The organism is Bibersteinia trehalosi USDA-ARS-USMARC-188 (genome assembly GCF_000521725.1).
Taxonomy (GTDB): Bacteria; Pseudomonadota; Gammaproteobacteria; order Enterobacterales; family Pasteurellaceae; genus Bibersteinia; species Bibersteinia trehalosi.
In genome coordinates, this window is record NZ_CP006954.1 from 878,751 (window position 1) to 901,034 (window position 22,284).

20 protein-coding genes and 1 other RNA gene are annotated in these 22,284 nt (G+C 40.7%); 12 read left to right on the forward strand and 9 right to left on the reverse strand.

From position 1 onward, the window contains the following. Window positions 1-28: 28 nt before the first annotated feature. Window positions 29-595, reverse strand: a complete 567-nt coding sequence (gene efp / locus F542_RS04215; protein ID WP_015432760.1) for an elongation factor P — start codon at window positions 593-595, stop codon at window positions 29-31. 167 nt (window positions 596-762) lie between these two features. On the opposite strand from efp, the gene F542_RS04220 reads away from it, so the two are divergent. Beyond that, window positions 763-1,359: a hypothetical protein gene (locus F542_RS04220; RefSeq protein WP_025266972.1), complete on the forward strand. Its 597-nt coding sequence runs from the start codon at window positions 763-765 to the stop codon at window positions 1,357-1,359. 60 nt (window positions 1,360-1,419) lie between these two features. On the opposite strand, the gene F542_RS04225 is transcribed toward F542_RS04220, so the two are convergent. The 3 genes from F542_RS04225 to msrB are packed head-to-tail and all read right to left on the reverse strand — an operon-like array spanning window position 1,420 to window position 2,809. Next, window positions 1,420-1,848 carry a PNPOx family protein gene (locus F542_RS04225; RefSeq protein WP_025266973.1) on the reverse strand — a complete coding sequence of 143 codons (429 nt, stop codon included), beginning with the start codon at window positions 1,846-1,848 and terminating at the stop codon, window positions 1,420-1,422. Beyond that, window positions 1,849-2,412, reverse strand: coding sequence for a UbiX family flavin prenyltransferase (locus F542_RS04230; RefSeq protein WP_038443141.1), 564 nt, complete (start codon window positions 2,410-2,412; stop codon window positions 1,849-1,851). It lies immediately after the preceding gene. 4 nt (window positions 2,413-2,416) lie between these two features. Beyond that, complete coding sequence (gene msrB, locus F542_RS04235; RefSeq protein ID WP_015432756.1) at window positions 2,417-2,809, reverse strand: peptide-methionine (R)-S-oxide reductase MsrB; 393 nt, start codon at window positions 2,807-2,809, stop codon at window positions 2,417-2,419. 233 nt (window positions 2,810-3,042) lie between these two features. On the opposite strand from msrB, the gene gapA reads away from it, so the two are divergent. After that, the gene (gene gapA, locus F542_RS04240) at window positions 3,043-4,062 is read left to right on the forward strand and encodes a glyceraldehyde-3-phosphate dehydrogenase (protein ID WP_015432755.1); all 1,020 of its coding nucleotides are present in this window, start codon (window positions 3,043-3,045) and stop codon (window positions 4,060-4,062) included. Window positions 4,063-4,122: 60 nt separating this feature from the next. On the opposite strand, the gene ispA is transcribed toward gapA, so the two are convergent. Further along, complete coding sequence (gene ispA / locus F542_RS04245; RefSeq protein ID WP_025266975.1) at window positions 4,123-5,016, reverse strand: (2E,6E)-farnesyl diphosphate synthase; 894 nt, start codon at window positions 5,014-5,016, stop codon at window positions 4,123-4,125. Beyond that, window positions 5,016-5,240 carry an exodeoxyribonuclease VII small subunit gene (gene xseB, locus F542_RS04250; protein WP_015432753.1) on the reverse strand — a complete coding sequence of 75 codons (225 nt, stop codon included), beginning with the start codon at window positions 5,238-5,240 and terminating at the stop codon, window positions 5,016-5,018. The genes ispA and xseB overlap by 1 nt, the downstream gene beginning before the upstream one ends. An 81-nt stretch (window positions 5,241-5,321) precedes the next feature. Here xseB and F542_RS04255 point away from each other — a divergent pair, with 81 nt between their 5' ends. Continuing rightward, window positions 5,322-6,116, forward strand: coding sequence for an MOSC domain-containing protein (locus F542_RS04255; protein ID WP_025266976.1), 795 nt, complete (start codon window positions 5,322-5,324; stop codon window positions 6,114-6,116). Between the two features lie 7 nt (window positions 6,117-6,123). On the opposite strand, the gene ffs is transcribed toward F542_RS04255, so the two are convergent. Continuing rightward, window positions 6,124-6,222, reverse strand: an RNA gene (ffs, locus tag F542_RS10880) — signal recognition particle sRNA small type. 184 nt (window positions 6,223-6,406) lie between these two features. On the opposite strand from ffs, the gene F542_RS04260 reads away from it, so the two are divergent. From F542_RS04260 to F542_RS04270, 3 genes are all read left to right on the forward strand, one after another. Then, window positions 6,407-7,261 (forward strand): acyl-CoA thioesterase, encoded by an 855-nt coding sequence (locus F542_RS04260; protein WP_025266977.1) that lies wholly within the window; start codon window positions 6,407-6,409, stop codon window positions 7,259-7,261. A 54-nt stretch (window positions 7,262-7,315) separates the two neighbouring features. Continuing rightward, the gene (gene cmoB / locus F542_RS04265; RefSeq protein WP_015432750.1) at window positions 7,316-8,281 is read left to right on the forward strand and encodes a tRNA 5-methoxyuridine(34)/uridine 5-oxyacetic acid(34) synthase CmoB; all 966 of its coding nucleotides are present in this window, start codon (window positions 7,316-7,318) and stop codon (window positions 8,279-8,281) included. Window positions 8,282-8,549: 268 nt separating this feature from the next. After that, window positions 8,550-9,284, forward strand: coding sequence for a glutathione peroxidase (locus F542_RS04270; protein WP_015432749.1), 735 nt, complete (start codon window positions 8,550-8,552; stop codon window positions 9,282-9,284). An 81-nt stretch (window positions 9,285-9,365) separates the two neighbouring features. On the opposite strand, the gene ppc is transcribed toward F542_RS04270, so the two are convergent. Both ppc and prmB read right to left on the reverse strand, forming a co-directional pair. Further along, on the reverse strand, window positions 9,366-11,999 hold the full coding sequence (ppc, locus tag F542_RS04275; protein ID WP_015432748.1) for a phosphoenolpyruvate carboxylase: 2,634 nt from the start codon (window positions 11,997-11,999) through the stop codon (window positions 9,366-9,368). A gap of 207 nt (window positions 12,000-12,206) precedes the next feature. Next, on the reverse strand, window positions 12,207-13,154 hold the full coding sequence (gene prmB / locus F542_RS04280; protein WP_015432747.1) for a 50S ribosomal protein L3 N(5)-glutamine methyltransferase: 948 nt from the start codon (window positions 13,152-13,154) through the stop codon (window positions 12,207-12,209). A gap of 88 nt (window positions 13,155-13,242) precedes the next feature. Here prmB and smrB point away from each other — a divergent pair, with 88 nt between their 5' ends. The 6 genes from smrB to F542_RS04310 all read left to right on the forward strand — a co-directional run bounded on the left by smrB (window position 13,243) and on the right by F542_RS04310 (window position 22,278). Then, the gene (gene smrB, locus F542_RS04285; protein WP_015432746.1) at window positions 13,243-13,770 is read left to right on the forward strand and encodes an endonuclease SmrB; all 528 of its coding nucleotides are present in this window, start codon (window positions 13,243-13,245) and stop codon (window positions 13,768-13,770) included. Window positions 13,771-13,844: 74 nt separating this feature from the next. After that, entirely contained in the window at window positions 13,845-14,708 is an 864-nt protein-coding gene (locus F542_RS04290) for an EamA family transporter (protein WP_015432745.1), read from the forward strand. 11 nt (window positions 14,709-14,719) lie between these two features. Further along, window positions 14,720-16,948 carry an ATP-binding protein gene (locus tag F542_RS04295; protein WP_015432744.1) on the forward strand — a complete coding sequence of 743 codons (2,229 nt, stop codon included), beginning with the start codon at window positions 14,720-14,722 and terminating at the stop codon, window positions 16,946-16,948. A 182-nt stretch (window positions 16,949-17,130) separates the two neighbouring features. Next, window positions 17,131-19,269: a polyribonucleotide nucleotidyltransferase gene (gene pnp, locus F542_RS04300; RefSeq protein ID WP_015432743.1), complete on the forward strand. Its 2,139-nt coding sequence runs from the start codon at window positions 17,131-17,133 to the stop codon at window positions 19,267-19,269. 64 nt (window positions 19,270-19,333) lie between these two features. Beyond that, on the forward strand, window positions 19,334-20,251 hold the full coding sequence (nlpI, locus tag F542_RS04305; protein WP_025266979.1) for a lipoprotein NlpI: 918 nt from the start codon (window positions 19,334-19,336) through the stop codon (window positions 20,249-20,251). A 245-nt stretch (window positions 20,252-20,496) separates the two neighbouring features. Beyond that, window positions 20,497-22,278 (forward strand): DEAD/DEAH box helicase, encoded by a 1,782-nt coding sequence (locus tag F542_RS04310; protein ID WP_015432741.1) that lies wholly within the window; start codon window positions 20,497-20,499, stop codon window positions 22,276-22,278. Window positions 22,279-22,284 lie beyond the last annotated feature (6 nt).

A 22,284-nucleotide genomic window follows, 5' to 3' on the forward strand; every position in this document is an offset into this window, starting at 1 on the left:
TGAACAGGGCGTTTTTGTTGAGGATGAATTATTTCACGCGCTCTTTATATTCACCCGTACGAGTATCTACACGGATAACTTCACCAATTTGTACGAATAATGGTACACGAACAACAGCACCAGTGCTTAATGTTGCAGGTTTACCACCTGTACCAGCAGTATCACCTTTTAAACCTGGATCGGTTTCAACTACTTCTAATTCTACGAAGTTTGGTGGAGTAACAGAAATCGCTGAACCGTTCCATAAGGTAATGATACATTCTGCGTTATCTACTAACCATTTTACGTTATCACCTAATGCTTTTTCATCGACAGAGATTTGTTCGAAGGTTTCTGGGTGCATAAAGTACCAGAAATCACCATCGGTGTAAGAGTAGTTGTAGTTATAATCTACAACATCAGCTGCTTCAACAGTAGAGCCTGATTTAAAGTTGATTTCTAATACTTTACCAGAGATAAGTTTACGGATTTTAGTACGGGTAAACGCTTGACCTTTACCTGGTTTTACAAATTCGTTTTCCACGATGACGCAAGGTTCACCATCTTGGATAAATTTCAAACCCGGTTTGAAATCTGTAGTGCTGTAATTAGCCATAATTTTCCTTAAAAATAGAATGCCTGAGCGGCGGTTTCAAAAAGGTGTATATGATACATCAAAATCAGCCAAGATTTAAAATTTTTCGGGTATAATGCTAAACCTTTTATTTGCAAGCGGTCAAAAAGCCATAAATTTTTGCAAAATTGATTTAATTAGGAGTGAAAATGAACAAAATCATGACGTTAGCGGCGGTTTTCGCTTTGTCATTCTCTGCATTAACTGTATCAAAAGATGTCGAAGCAAAACGTGGTTTCAGTAGCCCTGTACGTAGTATGCCAGCAGTAAGAAAACCTGCTTCCACACAAAAAACACAACAACAGAAAACTGCGCAAGATCAGCAACAAAAAGCCGATGCCGATTTTAATAATACGCCACCGAAACAGGCTATGCCAAATAATAACGCGCAGATTCAGCCACAAGGTAATCGTTTAGCCGGTTTTGCTACAGGGGCGATAGCAGGTTATTTATTAAGTGATATGCTTTCGCCAAGTGAAGCTCAAGCTCAGCAACAAAATCAAACCGAGCCTATGCAACAGCTGACCGAACAGGTACAACAGGCCACGATGAATACTTCGCAAGTGCCAGCGTTTAAGGCAATTGACCCACAAAATGATCCTTTCTTAATTGAAAAAACTCAGGGGTATTTACGTTATTGTTTAAATGGAGTGCAATATCTTGTTAGCGCTGCACATACACAACTTCCTCCAACATTAATGGTAGATAGAACTAATGCGCCAGCGCAATGCATTATTACTCAATAAGTTGAATGCCTAATAGTCCTAGCAACAAAAGCCGTCTTTAATAAGGCGGTTTTTTCTTTATCAAGATAGCCATTCCAATTTTTCAGCAAAGCTGATTTTATTAGAAGTATATTTGATGCGGGTAAAGCGGATTTGCCAGACGTCACTTGTCATGTTTTGCGCGTAAGCATGTCGGCGATAATAAATAGCTAATGCTTCTTCTTGTTCATTTTTCGGTAATATCTGTGCAATGGCCTGGAATTGCACACCTTCTATATCTGATATTAGGCAGGGTTGTCCAGCAATCGTCCCCGCGATTTTGGGATGTTTTTGCATTAATGAACCATGCTGCGTATTTTGACTAGTCAGAATAATAAGACGATTATTTACTGCATCAAATGCGTAGAAGCAACTTGCGCTCCAAAGTTGTTCATCTGCTTGGCAAGCAATACTAACAACATGGTTGTTTTGGATAAAGGTGCAAATCTCTTGGGGAATGGTATTTTTCATTTATTTGCCTTGCCAGCGTGGCATATTGATATCAAGCCCGAATAGATCCAATGCTCTTACAACACTATGTGTCACAACTTCATCAATATTTTTAGGTTGTTGATAGAATGCAGGCACTGGGGGAAAAATAATGCCTCCCATTTCTGTGACTTTACGCATATTGTCTAGATGCGCTAAATTGAGCGGGGCTTCTCGCACCATTAAAACTAAGCGGCGGCGTTCTTTGAGTGTGACATCGGCAGCACGTGTGAGTAAATTATCACTTAACGCATTTGCGACCGAAGCGAGCGTGCGCATAGAACAAGGTGCAATTAGCATGCCTAGTGTTTTAAATGAACCGCTTGCAATGCTAGCAGCTAAATTATGAATAGGGTGGACGACATCCGCGAGAGAGAGCAGCTCTTCTTTACGGTAGTTTGTTTCATACTCTCGGGTTAAGCTTGCTCCCTTCGACATGACTAAATGTGTTTCAATATGATCAAATGGCTTTAATAACTCTAATGCTTTATAACCATATTGAAAACCGCTTGCACCACTGATTCCAATGATAATCCTATTTTTCATTAGCTTATCCATCAATCTCTTCACCTGTTGCATCGACTTTAAAGTTTAATGCCGCAGAATTAAGGCAAAAACGTAAGCCTGTTGGTGCTGGCCCATCAGGAAAAACATGCCCCATGTGTGCATCACATTTACCGCATCGGATTTCAACACGGTGAACCCCTAAACTATAATCATCTAAGTAGCGTAGCGAATCTTCGGCAACTGTTTGATAAAAACTTGGCCAGCCACAGCCTGCGTCAAATTTAGTATCAGAATAGAACAAAGGATTGTGACAACGTACGCAACGATAGATTCCTAGGCGGTTTTCATGTAGAAATTTGCCGCTAAATGGTTTTTCTGTGCCATGTTTAATACAGATCTCAAATTGTTTTTCTGTCAGCTGACTAAGTGCTTTCATAATAAATTGCTATGTTTTTTATTCGGTTTGATTATTTTCTACTGTTTTAGCTTGGCTATAAAGTGATTTTTTAAATTTGATATAAATCAGAACATTTTTCATTCCCTTACGGTTTTGTCTTGTCAGGTATAGGGAACATTGTGCTATAATCCGAATCGTTTTCTGTTTGGGATTCGTTCCCAATTGTATCCAGAAAAAGTTTTTTGTTTAACTTTAAAATAGGAAAAATGCTTATGGCAATTAAAATTGGTATTAACGGCTTCGGTCGTATCGGTCGTATCGTATTCCGTGCAGCACAAAACCGTGATGACATCGAAGTAGTTGGTATTAACGACTTAATCGATGTTGATTACATGGCGTATATGCTGAAATACGATTCAACTCACGGCCGTTTCGATGGTACTGTTGAAGTACGTGATGGCAAATTAGTTGTAAACGGTAAAGAAATTCGTGTAACTGCTGAAAAAGATCCTGCAAATTTAAAATGGGATGAAATTGGTGTTGATGTTGCAGTTGAAGCAACGGGTATCTTCTTAACTGATGAAACTGCGCGTAAGCACATCACCGCAGGTGCGAAAAAAGTTGTTTTAACTGGTCCATCTAAAGACAACACTCCTATGTTTGTAAACGGTGTAAACTTCAACACCTATGCAGGTCAAGATATCGTATCTAACGCATCTTGCACTACAAACTGTTTAGCGCCACTTGCACGTGTTATTCACGAAACTTTTGGTATCAAAGAAGGTTTAATGACAACTGTTCACGCAACTACAGCAACGCAAAAAACTGTAGATGGTCCGTCTGCTAAAGACTGGCGTGGTGGTCGTGGTGCATCACAAAATATCATCCCATCTTCAACTGGTGCAGCGAAAGCAGTAGGTAAAGTATTACCAGCATTAAACGGTAAATTAACTGGTATGGCATTCCGTGTTCCGACTGCAAACGTATCTGTAGTTGACTTAACTGTAAACTTAGAAAAACCTGCAACTTACGAACAAATCAAACAAGCAATTAAAGATGCAGCAGAAGGTAAAACTTTCAACGGCGAATTAAAAGGCGTTTTAGGTTATACAGAAGATGCAGTAGTATCTACAGACTTCAATGGCGCAGTAGAAACTTCTGTATTTGATGCAGATGCGGGTATTGCATTAACAGATACTTTCGTGAAATTAGTTTCTTGGTATGATAACGAAACTGGTTACTCTAACAAAGTATTAGACTTAGTTGCGCACGTTCACAACTACAAAGGCTAATCAAGCTACTAGAAACAAAATAAATAAAGGCTGGGATTTCCCAGCCTTTTTCCTATTCAATTAATTATCTCGTTTAACAATAAATTCAGCTAATGCACTTAAAGCAGTTGTGTCAAAAGGCATATCGGCTAAAGCGTGCAAGGCTATTTGGTAGAGCTTTTCTGCTTTCTGCTGAGCGCCCTCTAGTCCTAATAATTTTGGATAGGTACTTTTATCTAAGGCTTGATCGCTTCCCACAACTTTACCAATCTTCTCGCTTTCACCAATAACATCAAGAATATCATCTTGCACTTGAAAGGCTAAACCTATTGCTTGCGCATATTGCATTAATTTATCTCTCAGTTGAGTATTATTTGCATGCGAGGAAAGATTAAAGCCCATGATCACAGAAGCAACAATTAATGCCCCTGTTTTATTTCTATGGATAAGTTCTAATTCAGCTAAAGAGATAGATTTATGTTCTGATTGCAAATCTAGACTTTGCCCTAGACACATTCCTGCCGCGCCTGCTGCTTTGGCAAGACACTGAATTTGAGCGACTTTCTCTGTGGGAGATAGCAAGGAATCAGTTGAGAGCATTTCAAAAGCAAAAGTTTGGAGTGCATCGCCCGCTAAAATCGCAGTAGCTTCATCGAATGCAATATGGCAGGTTGGTTTACCACGGCGGAGGTTATCGTTATCCATTGCTGGTAGATCATCATGTACCAAAGAATAGGCGTGGATAGCTTCCATTGCTGCAGCAGAGCAGTCTAATTTTGCAAGTGGAACATTCAGCATTTTACCTGTTGCATAGATAAGAAAAGGGCGAATTCGCTTGCCACCAAGCAGCACCGCGTATGACATCGCTTCAATTAAAGGGGTGTTACAAGCGGTATAATTTTGTAATTTTTTTGCCAATACTTCATTTACGCGATTCTGACAATTGCTCAAATCATAAGAAAGTTGATAGTTCATTATTGATAATCCACTAATGCTGCATTTTCATCTTTTTGTAATAAAATTTGGATACGCTGTTCGGCTTTTTGTAAGCGTTCTTGCCCTTGTTGGACTAATTTTATTGCGCTTTCAAACTCACTCAATGCCTCTTCTAACGGTAGATCGCCACTTTCTAGACGCGCGACAATTTCTTCTAATTCTTTTAATGTGCTTTCAAAATCTTGAGTTGGTTTCTTAGCCATAATGTATCCTTATATTTTGATAGAATTTAGCGTAAATAATAGCATAAAATAGAAACTATCCAGCTACCAATTTTTTGTGTTATGCAAGTTACCCAATTAAATTTATTTCCTTTAAAATCTGCGCAGGCATATTCTGTTCAACAAGTTTTTGTGCAAGCACAAGGCTTGAGTTTTGACCGTGAATTTATGATTACGGAATTAGATGGCACTTTTGTGACTGCCCGTAAAGATAAGATACTTTATCAATTTTCTGTATTGCCTATTCCTCAGGGGATAGTGCTTTGCTATCAACAAACTCAGTATGTTGTGCGTTATGAGGATTTCAAGCAAATGCAGCCGTGTGAAGTTTGGGGGGAGGTTTTTCTGTCTTATATTGCTGATACCCCAGTTAATCATTGGCTTAGTAGCATTTTTCAACGTGAGGTACAATTACGTTGGTTAGGTGTAGAATCACAACGTCAGCTTACTGCAATGGCTAAGCCGATGAGTTTTGCGGATAGTAACCCTATTTTACTTTGCTCACAGAAATCATTGCATCAAATTCAGCAATGGGCACCAGTAGAGGTGACAATGGCACAGTTTAGAGCAAATATTGTGATTGATGGACAGACAGCTTTTGCAGAAGAACTATGGCGAGTAATTCAGATAGGCGAAGTGATGTTTGAATTTGTACAACATTGTACTCGTTGCGTGATGATCACCCGTGATTTACAAACCCATGAACTGAATCCGCATGTAGAGCCTTTTAGAACATTGAAAACGCATCATACGAATGCGCGAGGTAAACCAATTTTTGGGATTCATCTTATTCCCCAGAATAGTGGTATTGTACGTGTTGGTGATAGGCTTCAAGTTATCCGTAGCGAGGAGATATAAGGTGGGGGCGTTTCCAGCTAACCTTCGGCACACGACAATTTCGATTCTGGCTGCTTCCTTCCGGACCTGACCAAGTAAACCGAACGCCATTGCGAAGAACCAAAAACGCCCCCATTGGATTGCATAAGAATGCAAGACCTTGAATTATAGTGATTTATTCTAATAAAACAAGTTAAAAAATAGCAAGCGCTTAAATTTACACTAAAATTTGCAAAAAATTTGACAGATCCGACCGCTTGTTATGTTTACTTGCTCTAAAATGACATTTTTAGTTTTTTCAGGAAAGCAATATGTCTCAAGCACTTACACAACTCATTCAACTTCTCAGTTTAAAGCCTTTAGGCAATGGTATTTTTCAGGGCGAAAGCCAAGACTTAGGGCTACCACAAGTTTTTGGTGGGCAAGTATTGGCTCAATCGTTAGCTGCGGCAATGGCAGTGGTTAGCGAAGAGCGTTGGTTACATAGTTGCCATGCCTATTTTCTGCGAGCAGGTTCTGCCAAATTGCCGATAGCGTATGAAACAGAATTATTGCATGAGGGAAATAGTTTTACAGCTGCCTCTGTGACGGCAAAACAAGAGGGTGAGACACTACTTAGAGTTACTGCTTCATTCCATATTGATGAACAAGGCTTTGAGCATCAAGTAGCGGTGCCAGAGATGGAGGCACCGGAACAATTTTATTCTGAAGCTGATTTACTTGCACAAATGGCAACGATGTTGCCAGAGCATTTACGTCCTCTATTTAATTCAGAACGAGCATTTAATGTGCGCTTAAAATATCCAAATAATCCATTCCAAGGACATCAATTACCGGCAGAGCAACAATTGTGGGTAAAAACGAATGGTGTGCTTAGTCATCGCCGTTTACAGCAGTGTTTACTGGCTTATTTTTCAGATTTTCATTGTATTACAACCATGTTGCATCCGCATGAATGTGGTGTCTTTGAGCAAAAAGTTCGTTTTGCTACACTTGATCACAGTATTCGTTTTCATCGTGAATTTGATTTTAGCCAATGGTTATTTTTTGATATTCAAAGTCTCAATGCGAGTGGAGCAAGAGGATTAGCAAGTGCTCAAGTATTTAGCCAAGACGGTAAATTGGTAGCGACTTATAGCCAAGAGGGGTTAATCCGCCCTATCTAAATTGGCAGATTTCCGATAAAATTCGCTATTTGTTATTTTAAGAAAAGAAAAACTATGATCGATTTCCGTCCTTTTTATCAGCAAATTGCGACAACAAATTTGTCTGCGTGGCTAGAAACTTTACCTTTGCAGTTAAAGCAATGGGAAAAACAGACACATGGTGATTATACAAAATGGGCAAAAGTCGTAGAGTTTTTACCAGATGCTAAAGTAGAAATTAACTTGAGCAATAAAGTAGAAGCCAAATTGGCTGAGCCATTAAGTCATGGTGAAATGCAACGTTTGGTATTCCATTTAAAGCAATTAATGCCATGGAGAAAAGGCCCCTACCACTTACATGGGGTGCATCTGGATACAGAGTGGCGTTCTGATTTTAAATGGGATCGCGTTCTGCCGCATTTATCACCATTAAAAGATCGCACGGTGTTAGATGTAGGTTGTGGCAGTGGCTATCATATGTGGCGTATGGTTGGAGAAGGGGCTAAGATGGTTGTGGGGATTGATCCCACCGAGTTATTTTTATGCCAATTTGAAGCTGTGCGCAAATTATTAGGTAATGATCGCCGAGCAAATTTAATCCCTTTAGGAATTGAGCAAATGCAGCCGCTACATGCATTCGATACCGTATTTTCCATGGGCGTGCTTTATCATCGTAAATCGCCGTTAGATCATCTTGTACAATTGAAAAATCAGTTGGTAAGAGGCGGTGAATTAGTGCTGGAGACGCTAGTGATCGATGGGGATGTTCATGATGTTTTAGTGCCAGCAGATCGTTATGCGAAAATGAAAAATGTTTATTTTATTCCATCGGTGCCGGCGTTAATTAATTGGCTTGAGAAAGTGGGTTTTAAAAATGTGCGTTGTGTTGATGAAGCGATGACAACATTAGAAGAACAACGTAAAACCGAATGGTTGGAAAACGAGAGTTTGGTGGATTTCTTAGATCCAGCTGATCACAGCAAAACGATAGAAGGTTATCCTGCGCCGAAGCGTGCGGTGATTATTGCTGAAAATCGTTAAAGCGTACTAGACAAGCGAATTTTTGTTCGTGACAGCAAAAATCGGCTGTTGTTGCTAATGAATTTACATTATCAATCGCTGCTAGACTTTACAAGACGTTCAAAAATAGTACAATAGTCCTTAAGTTAAAACTTGCCGTTCTGTATTTATACATGAACGGCAAGTTTTTGCTTTTCATTTTGAGTGGCTAACGCATAGTAGTGTAAAAAATCGTTACCTGTGTTATTCACTTCTCTCACATTTTTATTTTAATTTAGGAGAAAGAAATATGTCTTTAAAAGATATGACTGGTCAAAAAGTCCCTAATGTCACTTTCCATACTCGCCAAGGTGATGCGTGGGTTGATGTCACTACTGATGAATTATTTAAAGGCAAAACGATGATCGTTTTCTCTCTGCCGGGGGCATTCACGCCAACTTGTTCTTCAACGCATTTACCACGTTATAATGAATTAGCATGCGAATTTAAAGCTGTTGGTGTTGATGGCATTATCTGTATGTCAGTAAATGATACTTTTGTCATGAACGCCTGGAAAGCGGATCAAGAAGCTGAGAATGTGATTGTAATTCCAGACGGTAATGGTGAATTTACCGAAGGCATGGGCATGCTTGTAGGCAAAGAAGATTTAGGCTTTGGTAAGCGTTCTTGGCGTTATTCTATGCTGGTGAAAGATGGTGTAGTGGAAAAAATGTTTATTGAGCCACAGGAGCCAGGCGATCCATTCAAAGTGTCTGATGCCGACACGATGATGAAATACTTAAATCCAACTTGGGTGGAAAAACCATCAGTGTCTATCTTCACCAAACCAGGTTGCCAATTCTGTGCTAAAGCGAAAGCCTTATTAAAAGAGAAAGGTTTTACTTTTGAAGAAATCGTATTAGGTAAAGATGCGAGCTCTATCTCTGTACGAGCAATCACAGGCAGAGGCACTGCACCACAAGTCTTTATCGGTGGTGAGCATATTGGTGGTTACGATGATTTAGTTGCGCATTTTGCCAAGTAATCTGATTTTGTAAAAAATCGCATAATTTAGCCCGCTTGTAATTAATCAAGCGGGCTTTTTACATTTTTGCAAAATAGTATGCTAGCCTGTATTTCTCATACCTGCAGCAATCCCTGTAATAGTGATCATCAAGGCTTGCTCAAGAGCTGGGTCAGCACTGTCACCTTGGCTACGTAAGCGATGAAGTAACTCAACTTGAAGAAGGTTAAGTGGATCAGTATATACATTACGTAAAGCGATCGAATCTGCCACCCAAGGGAGATCCGCCATCAATTGACCATCGTGCGAGAGTGATAATACCGTTTGTAGATCTGCTTGCAATTGGCTACGTAATTCTTTACCTAAACGGTGTAAATGGCTTGGTACTAGACGTTGATCATAATGTTCAGCAAGCCATAAATCAACTTTGCTAAATACCATCTCAAGCATACCAATACGAGTTGAGAAGAATGGCCATTGAGCGCACATCTCTTTGAGCAAAGTCTCATTACCTTGCTCAATTAATTGTTGCAGTGCTTTACCTGCCCCCAGCCATGCTGGCAACATTAAGCGGTTTTGCATCCATGCAAAGATCCATGGAATAGCACGTAAGCTTTCTACCCCGCCATTAGGATTACGCTTAGCCGGTCGAGATCCCAGCGGTAGCTTAGAGAGCTCCTGCTCAGGTGTAGCCGCGCGGAAGTATGGTACAAAATCAGGCTCGCCTCGTACAATACCACGATAGATTTCGCAAGAGGTTGTTGCGCTTTGTTCCATGACATTGCGCCAACTCTGTTTTGGTTCTGGTGGAGGGCAGAGATTTGCCTCAAGAATCGCACTAGCATAAAGATCTAAGCTGACAATAGCCACGCCTGGTAAGCCAAGTTTAAAGCGAATCATTTCGCCTTGCTCGGTCACACGTAAACCATTTTTGAGTGATCTTGGAGGTTGAGAGAGAAGAGCCGCATGTGCTGGAGCGCCACCACGACCAATAGTGCCACCACGTCCGTGGAAGAGGGTGAGCTCAATATGATATTTCTCGCATAAATTTACGAGAGCTTCTTGTGCTTTATATTGTGCCCAAGAGGCAGCTAGCATTCCCGCATCTTTGGCAGAATCGGAGTAGCCAATCATCACCATTTGGTAGTTATTGATAACACCACGATACCAACCAATTGAGAATAAGGTCTCCATCACACTTTCACAACGTTCTAGATCGTCTAAGGTTTCAAACAATGGTGCGACAGGGATATTGGCTTTACAACCGGCTTCTTTGAGTAACAAGTGCACAGCTAATACATCGCTGGCTTCTTGAGCCATAGAGATAACATAAGCAGAAATCGTGCCTTGTGCTTGCTCAGCAACTACTTTGCAGGTATCTAGCACTTCTTGTGTTTCAGCGGATGGGGTCCAATCGGTTGGAATCAATGGGCGACGAGAACTGAGCTCACGCACTAAAAAGGCCTGTTTATCTTCTTCTGTCCACTGTGTATAGTCGCCCAAGCCAATATAACGTGTAATTTCGCCAATAGCATTAGCATGACGTGTGCTTTCTTGACGAATATCCAAACGCGACAGCCCTAAACCAAAGCAACGGATACGGCGCAGACAATCGAGCAAAGCCCCGTTAGCAATAATGCGCATACCACACTGATGCAGTGATTGGTAGCAATCATAGAGTGGCTCCCAAAGCTGATTATCATCGGTCAAAATTTCATCTTGACGAATAGTTAGCGGGCGGTCTTCCAACAATTCAGCATAATAGGCAACGGTTTTTATTAATTTAGTACGTAATGCTTTAATTACCACGCGATAGGGTTCTAAATGATCACCATATTTTGCGCGGAACTCATGCGTACATTGCACCACAGAAAGTTCATCGGATAGCCCACGAATATCTTCTAAGAATAGTTCAGCCGCTTTCCAGCGTTGCATTTGTAGCACACGACGAGTCGTTTGCGCAGTAACGAATGGGTTTCCATCGCGGTCTCCACCCATCCAAGAAGAGAAACGGACGGGCGCGAGTTCTACAGAATATTGCACTCCAAAGTGTTTTTCGAGTTGAAGATTGATTTGGCGACAAAAATCAGGTACGGCTTTCCATAAACTATTTTCAATAACGGCCATTCCCCATTTGGCTTCATCAACTGGGGTTGGACGTTGAGTGCGAATTTCATTAGTATGCCAAGCCAGAGCAATTAATTGCAAGAGACGGCGTTTAAGTTTTGTCGTTTCTGCTTCAGTTAAGTCATTATGCTCCAAACGGCTTAAGCAGCGGTTTATTTCTACGTGTTTATTCACTAATGAACGGCGGGTCACTTCTGTTGGGTGAGCAGTGAGAACCAAATCAATGAGTAATTTATTGACCGTTGCAATCACTTTTTCGGCTGGAACATTTTGTGCTTTTAAACGAGTAAAGAGTGCACCGAGTGAACGTCCTAGAGTATCTACTTTTTGTTGATTACTACGCGAAATAGAGTGGTATTGTTCAGCAATATTGGTGAGGTTAAGGAATTGGCTAAAGGCTCGGGCTACGGGAATGACGTTATCATCTGCAATGTTTGCCAGCATATCAAGGAGCTTTTCCCTAGCTTGCTCATCTCCATGGCGAGAATCGCGCGAGAGAATGCGGATATTTTCTATCAGCTCTAAAATGTCATTGCCTTGCGAATCACGGATAGTCTCTCCTAAAAAATCGCCAAGCATTTGAATATTACTGCGAATGGATTGGTCCATAATCAAGTTCCTTTAAAAATTAACAAACTGTGACAAGCGGTCCTTTTTAGCAAAAAATTTACCAAAAATAACCGCTTGTTTTATAGGAACAAGATATAACGAAAACCTTGTACTCGCAACGCCATTTAATTTATTTTATGAAATAAATTAGCTATTTTTATCACAAGTCAAATTTATCTCTGCCTTGCTGAAAAACGTACAGTAACATTATGCTTGGAATAAAGCTCGATGAGCAATTAATTGCTCTCTGGTTAGGCTAAATACCCCCAAACCGCCGTTTTTAAATTCCAACCAATGGAAGGGAACGCTTGGGAATTGTTCAACTAAATGCACCATACTATTGCCGACTTCACATACTAACACGCCATTTTCAGAGAGATAATCTGCTGCTTGCGCAAGAATGCGCTTGGTAATATCTAAACCATCAAAACCAGAGCCTAGTGCTAATTCGGGTTCATGGTGAAACTCTTCGGGCATGTCATCAAGATCTTCTTGATCTACATAGGGCGGATTGGTCACAATTAAATCGTAGCGATCCTGAGGTAAATTCTGGAAAAGATCGGATTGTAGTGGGAAAACGCGGTGAGTACAGTTGTGGCGTTCGATATTGATTTCGGCAACATTTAGCGCATCAAAAGAGAGATCAACTGCATCGACTTCTGCATGAGGAAAGCGCTCCGCACAAGCAATGGCAATACAACCACTGCCGGTACACATATCTAAAATGCGTTTTGGCTCGGCAGGTAAAATGCCAGTAAAGCCTTGTTGAATCAGTTCACCAATCGGCGAGCGAGGAATGATCACTCGCTCATCAACATAAAATTCTAAACCGCAGAACCACGCAGAATTAGTCAGATATGCTACGGGTTTACGTAAACCCAAGCGAGCCTCAACCATTGCAACAATACGTTCTTTTTCTACTCGCGTTAAGCGAGCTTGATATAAACTTTCGGGCACATCAATAGGTAGTGCGAGTGCAGTTAAAACTAATTGGTTTGCTTCGTCCCAAGCATTATCATGCCCATGACCATAATAGAGATCCGATGAGTTAAAATAACTATATGCCCAGCGCATCATATCAAGTACGGAGCTAAGATCATCGGCTACCGGTGATTGCTGTATTTCATCTAACAGCTCAAGATTGTGTGTAAACATAAAATGAATTCCAAATGATAAATTTGCGGATTTATATCATATTTTGAGTTGTGATAGAATGCCGCCCTTGAATTTAAGAGGAAAGAATATGCAAGAAGATGATTTTTCACTGTTTCGTGACGCAGTGAAAGGAACAAAACAGATTAAGCAAGATACCTTTGTGCCTAAAAACGAAATTAAGGGGAAGGTAAGTGAAATTCGTCAGTTAAAAGAGCAGGCAGATACATTATTTTATTTTTCTGATGAATATGAGCCATTGTTACACGAGGTTGATGAGAAGGTTCGCTATCTACGTGAAGATATTGATCCTTATATTTTAAAGCAACTCCGTCGTGGGGATTTTTCGCCGGAGTTATTTTTAGATTTACATGGTTTAACCCGTGAGCAAGCCAAAAAAGAGCTGGCAAGTTTAATTATGACATGTGAGCGAGAACAGATTTATTGCGCCAGCATTATGACAGGCTACGGTACTCGAGCTTTAAAAAATCAAATTCCACGTTGGCTAGTTCAGCACCCTAAAGTGATTGCTTTACATCAAGCACCGAGAGAGTGGGGCGGTGATGCAGCAATTTTGATTTTAGTTGAACAACCGGAAACCCCAGAGACACGTAGATAAGCGGTCAATTTTTTGCCTTTTTTGCAAAATTCCGTGTTCAGGAAATCTTAATATACCTTTATAAAGGAGAATCAATGTTAGAACTTATTTTAGCTATTTTATGTAGCGTTACTGTTGGTGTATTAATTAAAGTTGCACGACAGAAAGGGGTTGCAATCGATCAAAGTATTGCGGTTAATTATCTGGTTGCTATTAGTTTGACTTTTGCCTTACTTAAGCCTGATTTCAATGGGCAGAGCATTATGGAAATTGTGCAGACAAATCCTTCGTCTTATATCTTTTTTGCTTTAGGCTTTTTATTACCGAGTGTTTTTTTAATTCAAGCTAAAGCGTTGGAATATGCAGGGATTATTCGTACCGATGCCGCTCAGCGCTTATCGCTATTTCTACCGATTTTAGCGGCATTTACGCTATTTGGTGAAGCTGTAACCAGCAATAAATTAGTTGCACTTGTGCTTGCCTTTATTGCTCTGGGCTGTTTACTATGGCGTAGTCAGCAAGGAATGGAAAAAGGAGGAATGATTGCCGTTATTAGCTTAGCGTTAGTATGGGTTGGCTATGGCGTGAATGATATTTTATTTAAGCAGATGGCGAAAACGGGGTCAGCATTTCCGCTTACTTTAGTGATTTCTTTTATCTTTGCAGCATGTTTAATGTTTATTTACCTCTTATTAAAACGCACACAATGGCATATTCCTAGTGTAGCGGTAGGCTTGCTGTTAGGGACATTAAATTTCGGCAATATCCTTTTCTATATTAAAGCCCATCAAGCAATGAAAGATGATCCAACGTTGGTATTTACTGGCATGAACCTTGGTGTAATTTGTTTAGGCACATTGATTGGTGCATTAATTTTCAAAGAAAAAATCAATAAAATTAATTATACGGGTGTTGTGGTCGCAATAGTTGCAATTGTGTGCCTATTCTATTGGCGCTAAGGAATAAAAAAATGAAAAGCATCAAACAGTATGCTCAAGATTATGTGAATTGGGTGTTAAGGTTGGGGAAAGTCCGCTCAGCGATGTGGGGCTTTGTCTTTATTTCTTCCTTTGCCATTATTTTACAATGTTGTTTGAGCTTTTTATTTACAGGGCATATTCCAGCTAAAGACATTATTCGCTCAATGGTCTTTGGTTTATGTTCTGCACCTTTTGTGATCTACTTTTTTAATTTAATTGTGGAAAAACTCGAGCGTTCTAGGGCGCGTTTAGAAAAATCGCTTGATGAGCTTTCTATTCTACGAGAAGCAGATGCGCGTTTGAATGTAGAATTGGAGCAGCAAGCCGAGTTTTTACGCTCATTTTTTGATGCCTCGCCCGATTTAATTTTCTACCGAGACGGAGAAGGGCGTTATTTAGGCTGCAATCACGCAATGGAAATTCTAACGGGTAAATCAAAGCAGGAAATCCTTTGTTGTACACCCCAAGAGCTATTTACGCCAGAAAATGCGAAATTAATGACGGATACGGATCGCGATACATTAAAAACAAATACGGTATTAACGTATGAGCAGTGGATTCGTTTTCCTAATGATAAACTAGCTTGCTTTGAAATTCGTAAAGTGCCTTACTACGATCGTATTACAGATCGCCATTGTATTATGGGATTTGGTCGCGATATTACCGAGCGTAAACGGTATCAGGAAGTGATTGAAAAAAACAGCCGCGATAAGACTCGCCTTATGGCAACGATTAGCCATGAATTACGTACTCCGCTTAACGGTATCATTGGCTTAAGCCGCATTTTGCTTGAAGGTGAACTTTCTAATCAGCAGCGTGAATACTTAAAAACAATTAATGTCAGTGCTGTGTCTCTTGGGCATATCTTTAGCGATATTATCGACTTAGAGAAAATTGATAGTCGCCGTATTGAGCTATTTAAAACGGAAGTGGAATTTTCACAAATTATCAGCAATATCAGCCACTTTGCGAATTTAATGGCAGAACAGAAAAAATTGAAATTTCATATTGCTTGTGCTGATGATCTACCTGAATTTATTGTGGTCGATAATGCACGCTTAAGCCAAATTTTATGGAATTTAGTGAGTAATGCAGTCAAATTTACCCCAGCTGGTGGTTCTGTCTTTTTAAATGTTGTGCGTTATGATCAAGACCACTTTGGCTTTATTTTACACGATACGGGGATTGGTATTGCCAAGCATGAACAACGTAAAATTTTTGCGATGTTTTATCAAGCTGAAAGCGCTGACCAGCGCAAGGCTGCAGGGAGCGGTATTGGATTGGCAATTTCAAAACGTATTGCAAGGCTAATGGGGGGAGATATCACAGTGGAAAGTGAGCTAGGCAAAGGTTCAACCTTTACCTTGACGATTCAGGCAAATATTGCAGATGGCACACAAAATGTGAAGATTAAACCTCATTCACTGAAAGTGCTACTGGTTGAAGATATTGAAGTAAATGTTGTGGTAGCAAAAGCAATGCTGGACAAATTTGGCTGCGAAGTCGATGTCGCGATGACAGGCGCGGAAGCCTATGAAAAATTTGCTCAGAATAGTTATGACTTAATCTTGCTAGATATCCAATTGCCAGATACGACAGGATTTGAAATTGCCCAGAATTTACGCCAACGTTATGAGCAAGGTGAAGTTGATTATTTACCACTATTAGTCTCATTAACTGCAAATATTATTCAAACAAAAGAAGAGTATCAACAACAGGGTATGGATGATGTATTGCGTAAACCATTATCTATTGAAGCACTTTCGGAATGTTTGAATTACTATTTCGGTGAAGAATTTTGGGAAAATACTGCAGAAAAAGCACCGCTTGCTAGCGAACAATTATCCTTAGATGCAATCTTTGATGAGCGTTTATTAGGTGAACTAATTGAAGTGATGGGCAAGGAAGGGGTATTAGCGAATTTCCAATTATTTTCTAAATTAATGCCTGATTATGTGAATAGTTTGGAACATAATCTAAAAGTTTGGCAAGAAACAGGCGATGAAAAACGGCGTAAACAAACCGCTGACGAAGCGCATAAAATTAAAGGGGCATTGGCCTCGGTCGGATTAACGAAATTGCAAGCTATTGCACAGTTAGCGCAAACAGATAATGGTGAAAATTGGCAGCAAGGCATTAATGATTGGGTGACTCAGATCGTTACGCAATGGCGTACAGATTTAGAGTCGGCGATTCAGTGGGTAACAAAAATGGAATAAAGTCTCAACAAAATTCAAATAAATTGCGATTTTTAGCCGATTATTCTGTATAATGTGCCAGTTTTGTTTCCTAGCATTAGAAGGCGGCTATCAAAAGTATTTTTATTAAGGATATTTTTGCTAGTCGCAATTTTTAGGAAGATAAAACGATATAACTTATAGCAATTTAACAGGAATTTATTATGCTTAATCCTATTGTAAGACAATTTAAATACGGTCAGCATACCGTAACCTTGGAAACGGGGGCTATTGGTCGTCAAGCAACTGCTGCCGTCATGGCAAGTATGGACGACACCACGGTTTTCGTGACTGTGGTTGCGAAAAAAGACGTAAAAGAAGGTCAAGATTTCTTTCCTTTAACGGTTGATTATCAAGAACGTACCTATGCAGCAGGTCGTATCCCTGGTGGTTTCTTTAAACGTGAAGGCAGACCATCAGAAGGTGAAACCTTAGTTGCTCGTTTGATTGACCGTCCTGTTCGCCCACTTTTCCCTGAAGGTTTCTTTAACGAAATCCAAGTCATCGCAACCGTAATGTCAGTGAATCCACAAATTAGCCCAGATTTAGTGGCAATGATCGGTGCATCGGCAGCGCTTTCTTTATCAGGTGTACCATTTAATGGCCCAATCGGTGCAGCTCGTGTTGGTTTTATTAACGATCAATTAGTATTAAACCCAACGACTAGCGAACAAAAAATCAGCCGCTTAGATTTAGTGGTTGCTGGTACAGATAAAGCCGTATTGATGGTGGAATCAGAAGCAGATATTTTAACTGAAGAACAAATGCTTGCAGCGGTAGTGTTTGGTCATGAACAGCAACAAGTGGTGATTGAAAATATCAAAGAGTTCGTGAAAGAAGCAGGCAAACCACGTTGGGATTGGGTTGCACCAGAACCAAATACCGATTTAATTAATAAAGTGAAAGCATTAGCTGAAACTCGTTTAGGTGATGCGTACCGTATCGTTGAAAAGCAAGTGCGTTATGAACAAATTGATGCAATTAAAGCAGAAACAATTGCAGCAATCATTGGCGAAGATGAAACCATTTCAGAAGGCGCTATCGTTGATATTTTCACGGCATTAGAAAGCCAAATCGTGCGTAGCCGTATTATTGCGGGCGAACCACGCATTGACGGTCGTACGGTAGATACCGTGCGTGCCTTAGATATTTGTACTGGCGTATTACCACGCACTCACGGTTCTGCACTTTTCACTCGTGGCGAAACCCAAGCATTAGCTGTAGCAACATTAGGTACAGAACGTGATGCACAAATCATTGATGAATTAACCGGCGAAAAATCCGATCGTTTCTTATTCCACTACAACTTCCCTCCATTCTCAGTCGGTGAAACCGGCCGTATCGGCTCACCAAAACGCCGTGAAATTGGTCATGGTCGTTTAGCAAAACGTGGTGTGTTAGCGGTGATGCCAACTGCGGAAGAGTTCCCGTATGTAGTGCGAGTGGTGTCTGAAATCACCGAATCTAACGGTTCTTCTTCAATGGCATCTGTATGTGGTGCTTCTCTTGCGTTAATGGATGCAGGTGTGCCAATCAAAGCAGCGGTTGCGGGTATCGCAATGGGACTCGTGAAAGAAGACGAGAAATTCGTAGTACTTTCCGATATTTTAGGTGATGAAGACCACTTAGGCGATATGGACTTTAAAGTGGCAGGAACTCGCACTGGTGTAACAGCACTGCAAATGGATATTAAAATTGAAGGGATCACCCCTGAAATTATGCGTATTGCTTTAAACCAAGCGAAAGGTGCAAGAATGCACATTTTAGGTGTGATGGAACAAGCCATTCCGGCACCTCGTGCAGATATTTCTGACTATGCGCCACGCATTCACACCATGAAGATCGATCCAAAGAAAATCAAAGATGTGATTGGTAAAGGCGGTGCAACAATTCGTGCTTTAACCGAAGAGACCAATACTTCTATTGACATTGATGATGACGGTACCGTGAAAATTGCGGCAACTGACGGCAATGCAGCGAAAGCGGTAATGGCTCGCATTGAAGAGATTGTTGCCGAAGTGGAAGTAAACCAAATCTACAACGGTAAAGTGACCCGTGTGGTGGACTTCGGTGCATTCGTTTCAATTTTAGGTGGCAAAGAAGGCTTGGTACACATTTCGCAAATCACAGATACTCGTGTAGAACGTGTGTCTGATTACCTCAGTGTCGGTCAAGAGGTGCAAGTGAAAGTAGTGGAAATTGACCGTCAAGGCAGAATCCGTTTAACGATGAAAGATTTAAATGCCGCAGCAGAAACAGAAACTGTTGAGCAAGAAAATTCTCAATCAGATATCGTTGAATAATATAATAAATTCAATCCCCCCGATTTAGGGGGGATTTAAATTTAATCACAACCTAAGGTTTTTTATGCAGCTTGCTAAGTTGTTCAATTTCCACTTTTGGTTATTTAATTTATTTACATTGCTCTTGCTAAGTGGCTGTGTAAATCGAAATACGGATTTAATTGCTCCGAATCGCTTACCACTATCAGAAGTCAGCCCACAGCTCCGTTTTGAGCAAGAGGTGATGCTGGTGCGACTCAGCCAAGTATTACAAGAAGCTGAACTGCGCAACAGTGAGCGTGCAGAATTGCATTTTGAACGAGGCGTTATTTACGACAGTCTAGGATTATGGTCATTAGCAAGAAATGATTTTAGTTTGGCGGTTGAGTATAACCCTAAAATGGCTGCCGCTTATAACTATTTAGGGCTTTATTTACTGCTAGATGACGACTACGATAGCTCTGTTGATGCGTTTAATGCCGTACTGGATTTAGACCAAAATTATGATTATGCTCGCTTAAATCGCGGGTTGCTGTTTTATTACAGTGGACGCTATGCGCAAGCACAGCGTGATTTTGAACGATTTTATGCAGCAGATAAAACCGATCCTTATCGGGTTTTATGGCTGTATTTTAATGAACTTGAATTAAGTCCAAGAACAGCAAAAGAGAATTTAATTGCGCGTTCTTACGGGCTTTCGAAGGAGTTTTGGGGGAGTAATATCGTTGATTATATTTTGGGTAAATTTACCTTAGATCAACTCCGTTACAAAATGGAAGCACAAGCAGAAGCAAATACTGCACAATATGCTGAAATTTTAACTGAAACATACTTCTATCTTGCAAAACAAACACTCAAAATGGGGCTAATCAGTGACGCTAAGAGTTTCTTTCGTTTAGCTGCCGCAAACCAGGTTTATAACTTTGTTGAGTATCGTTTTGCCTTGTTTGAGCTTGCTCAATTACGAGCAACTCAAATTGATCCCGTTGTTGAGAAAAATTAGCGGGAATGACTAGGACAAACAAGCGGTCGTTTTTTGCAGATTTTTTACAAAATTGTACCGCTTGGATACTAAACAGGTTTTTATTTCTTGTGGGATTATCCCCAGTATTTTTATTCCTACCGAACTCAACAATTTATTTTTTTATTAGGCATTAGCTTTAATTGTAGTGCATATCGCATACCGAGAGTGTATGTCGCATATTCCCAGATTATTGCGGATAATGCCAAATCTCTATTTGGAATTTTATGACAACCGAAACTATGACTTTCGCCGACTTAGGCTTACCCCAAACCATTCTTGATGCTGTAAATGACATGGGCTTTGTTAATCCATCTCCCATTCAACAAGCCTGTATTCCACACTTACTTGCAGGTCGTGATGTATTAGGTATGGCACAAACAGGCAGTGGTAAAACCGCCGCATTCTCTTTACCGATTCTTGCACAAATTCAAGTTTCTGAACGCCACCCACAAATGTTAGTGATGGCTCCAACCCGTGAATTAGCGATTCAAGTTGCTGATGCCTGTGAGCAATTTACCAAAAATATGAAAGGCATTCGTATTGCGACTATCTATGGTGGGCAATCTTACGGCCTACAGATTCGTGATTTAAAAGCAGGCGCACAAGTGGTGGTCGGGACACCGGGACGTATCTTAGACCATATCCGTAAAGGTACGCTAAACCTTTCTGCATTAAAAGCGATTGTGCTCGATGAGGCAGACGAAATGTTGCGTATGGGCTTTATTGAAGATGTGGAAACCGTGATGGCAGAATTACCAGAAGATCACCAAACAGCTCTCTTCTCTGCCACAATGCCTGAGCCTATTCGCCGTATTACACGCCGTTTTATGAAAGATCCGCAAGAAGTTAAAATTCAGGCAACTCAACGTTCAGCACCTGACATCACCCAAAGTTTTTGGCGTGTAGAAGGTTTCCGTAAAAATGATGCCTTATTGCGTTTCTTAGAAGTTGAAGAATTTGACGCTGCAATTATCTTTACTCGTACCAAAACAGGCACGGTAGATATTACCGAATTGTTAGAACGCAATGGCTACCGTGCGGCAGCATTGAATGGTGATATGACCCAGCAAGCTCGTGAGCACGCCTTAGAACGTTTAAGATCAGGCCGATTAGATATTGTCGTGGCAACCGATGTCGCCGCTCGTGGTATTGATATTGAGAGAATCAGTTTAGTGGTAAACTACGACATTACTCTTGATGCAGAAAGCTATGTACACCGTATTGGGCGTACAGGGCGTGCAGGTCGCTCTGGTCGTGCCTTATTATTTGTTGAACCTCGTGAACGCCGTTTGCTGAAAAACATTGAACATCTCATCAAAAAACCGATTGATGAAGTCTCCATTCCAAACCACGAAATGTTGATGGCAAAACGTCGTGAGAAATTTAAAGCCCGTATTTCTCAGCAATTAGAGCATCACGATTTAGAGCAATATCGTGAATTATTGGAAGATTTATTCACAGCTGACCAAGATCACGAAGAGTTAGCTGCCGCAATGATGATGATGCTAACCGAAAAACAAAAATTGATTTTACCACCTGATCCTGAAATCAAACGCAGTCGTGAACGTGGTGGGCGTGAAAATCCTCGTTCATTAGAACGTCGTGGCGGTCGTGAACATCGTGAAAACAATGGCGTAGCGATGGATTTATACCGCATTGAATTAGGGCGTGAAGATGGCGTAGAAGTTCGCCACATTGTCGGTGCAATTGCCAACGAAGGCGACATCAGTAGTCGTTACATTGGGCATATCAAACTGCACGACACCTATTCAACCATTGAATTGCCGCAAGGTATGCCAAAACATTTAGTCCAACACTTTGCTAATAAAGCTCGTTTATTAAGCAAACCAATGCAAATGAGCTTAATCGGTGCAGTAGAAAATGGCGGCGGCGAACGTCGTGGTAATCCTCGCAAAGGCAGTCGCAATGATCGTCAAGAGCGAGGCTTTAAAGAACGTAAAGGCGGTTTTAAAGAGAAGCGTTTTAACGAACGTGGTCGCCGTTAATTTTAT

What these genes read in the sequence shown, in the direction of transcription:
- efp (WP_015432760.1), bottom strand. Translation starts at nt 595, where the DNA reads ATGGCTAATTACAGCACTACAGATTTCAAACCGGGTTTGAAATTTATC.
- F542_RS04220 (WP_025266972.1), top strand. Translation starts at nt 763, where the DNA reads ATGAACAAAATCATGACGTTAGCGGCGGTTTTCGCTTTGTCATTCTCT.
- F542_RS04225 (WP_025266973.1), bottom strand. Translation starts at nt 1,848, where the DNA reads ATGAAAAATACCATTCCCCAAGAGATTTGCACCTTTATCCAAAACAAC.
- F542_RS04230 (WP_038443141.1), bottom strand. Translation starts at nt 2,412, where the DNA reads ATGAAAAATAGGATTATCATTGGAATCAGTGGTGCAAGCGGTTTTCAA.
- msrB (WP_015432756.1), bottom strand. Translation starts at nt 2,809, where the DNA reads ATGAAAGCACTTAGTCAGCTGACAGAAAAACAATTTGAGATCTGTATT.
- gapA (WP_015432755.1), top strand. Translation starts at nt 3,043, where the DNA reads ATGGCAATTAAAATTGGTATTAACGGCTTCGGTCGTATCGGTCGTATC.
- ispA (WP_025266975.1), bottom strand. Translation starts at nt 5,016, where the DNA reads ATGAACTATCAACTTTCTTATGATTTGAGCAATTGTCAGAATCGCGTA.
- xseB (WP_015432753.1), bottom strand. Translation starts at nt 5,240, where the DNA reads ATGGCTAAGAAACCAACTCAAGATTTTGAAAGCACATTAAAAGAATTA.
- F542_RS04255 (WP_025266976.1), top strand. Translation starts at nt 5,322, where the DNA reads ATGCAAGTTACCCAATTAAATTTATTTCCTTTAAAATCTGCGCAGGCA.
- F542_RS04260 (WP_025266977.1), top strand. Translation starts at nt 6,407, where the DNA reads ATGTCTCAAGCACTTACACAACTCATTCAACTTCTCAGTTTAAAGCCT.
- cmoB (WP_015432750.1), top strand. Translation starts at nt 7,316, where the DNA reads ATGATCGATTTCCGTCCTTTTTATCAGCAAATTGCGACAACAAATTTG.
- F542_RS04270 (WP_015432749.1), top strand. Translation starts at nt 8,550, where the DNA reads ATGTCTTTAAAAGATATGACTGGTCAAAAAGTCCCTAATGTCACTTTC.
- ppc (WP_015432748.1), bottom strand. Translation starts at nt 11,999, where the DNA reads ATGGACCAATCCATTCGCAGTAATATTCAAATGCTTGGCGATTTTTTA.
- prmB (WP_015432747.1), bottom strand. Translation starts at nt 13,154, where the DNA reads ATGTTTACACACAATCTTGAGCTGTTAGATGAAATACAGCAATCACCG.
- smrB (WP_015432746.1), top strand. Translation starts at nt 13,243, where the DNA reads ATGCAAGAAGATGATTTTTCACTGTTTCGTGACGCAGTGAAAGGAACA.
- F542_RS04290 (WP_015432745.1), top strand. Translation starts at nt 13,845, where the DNA reads ATGTTAGAACTTATTTTAGCTATTTTATGTAGCGTTACTGTTGGTGTA.
- F542_RS04295 (WP_015432744.1), top strand. Translation starts at nt 14,720, where the DNA reads ATGAAAAGCATCAAACAGTATGCTCAAGATTATGTGAATTGGGTGTTA.
- pnp (WP_015432743.1), top strand. Translation starts at nt 17,131, where the DNA reads ATGCTTAATCCTATTGTAAGACAATTTAAATACGGTCAGCATACCGTA.
- nlpI (WP_025266979.1), top strand. Translation starts at nt 19,334, where the DNA reads ATGCAGCTTGCTAAGTTGTTCAATTTCCACTTTTGGTTATTTAATTTA.
- F542_RS04310 (WP_015432741.1), top strand. Translation starts at nt 20,497, where the DNA reads ATGACAACCGAAACTATGACTTTCGCCGACTTAGGCTTACCCCAAACC.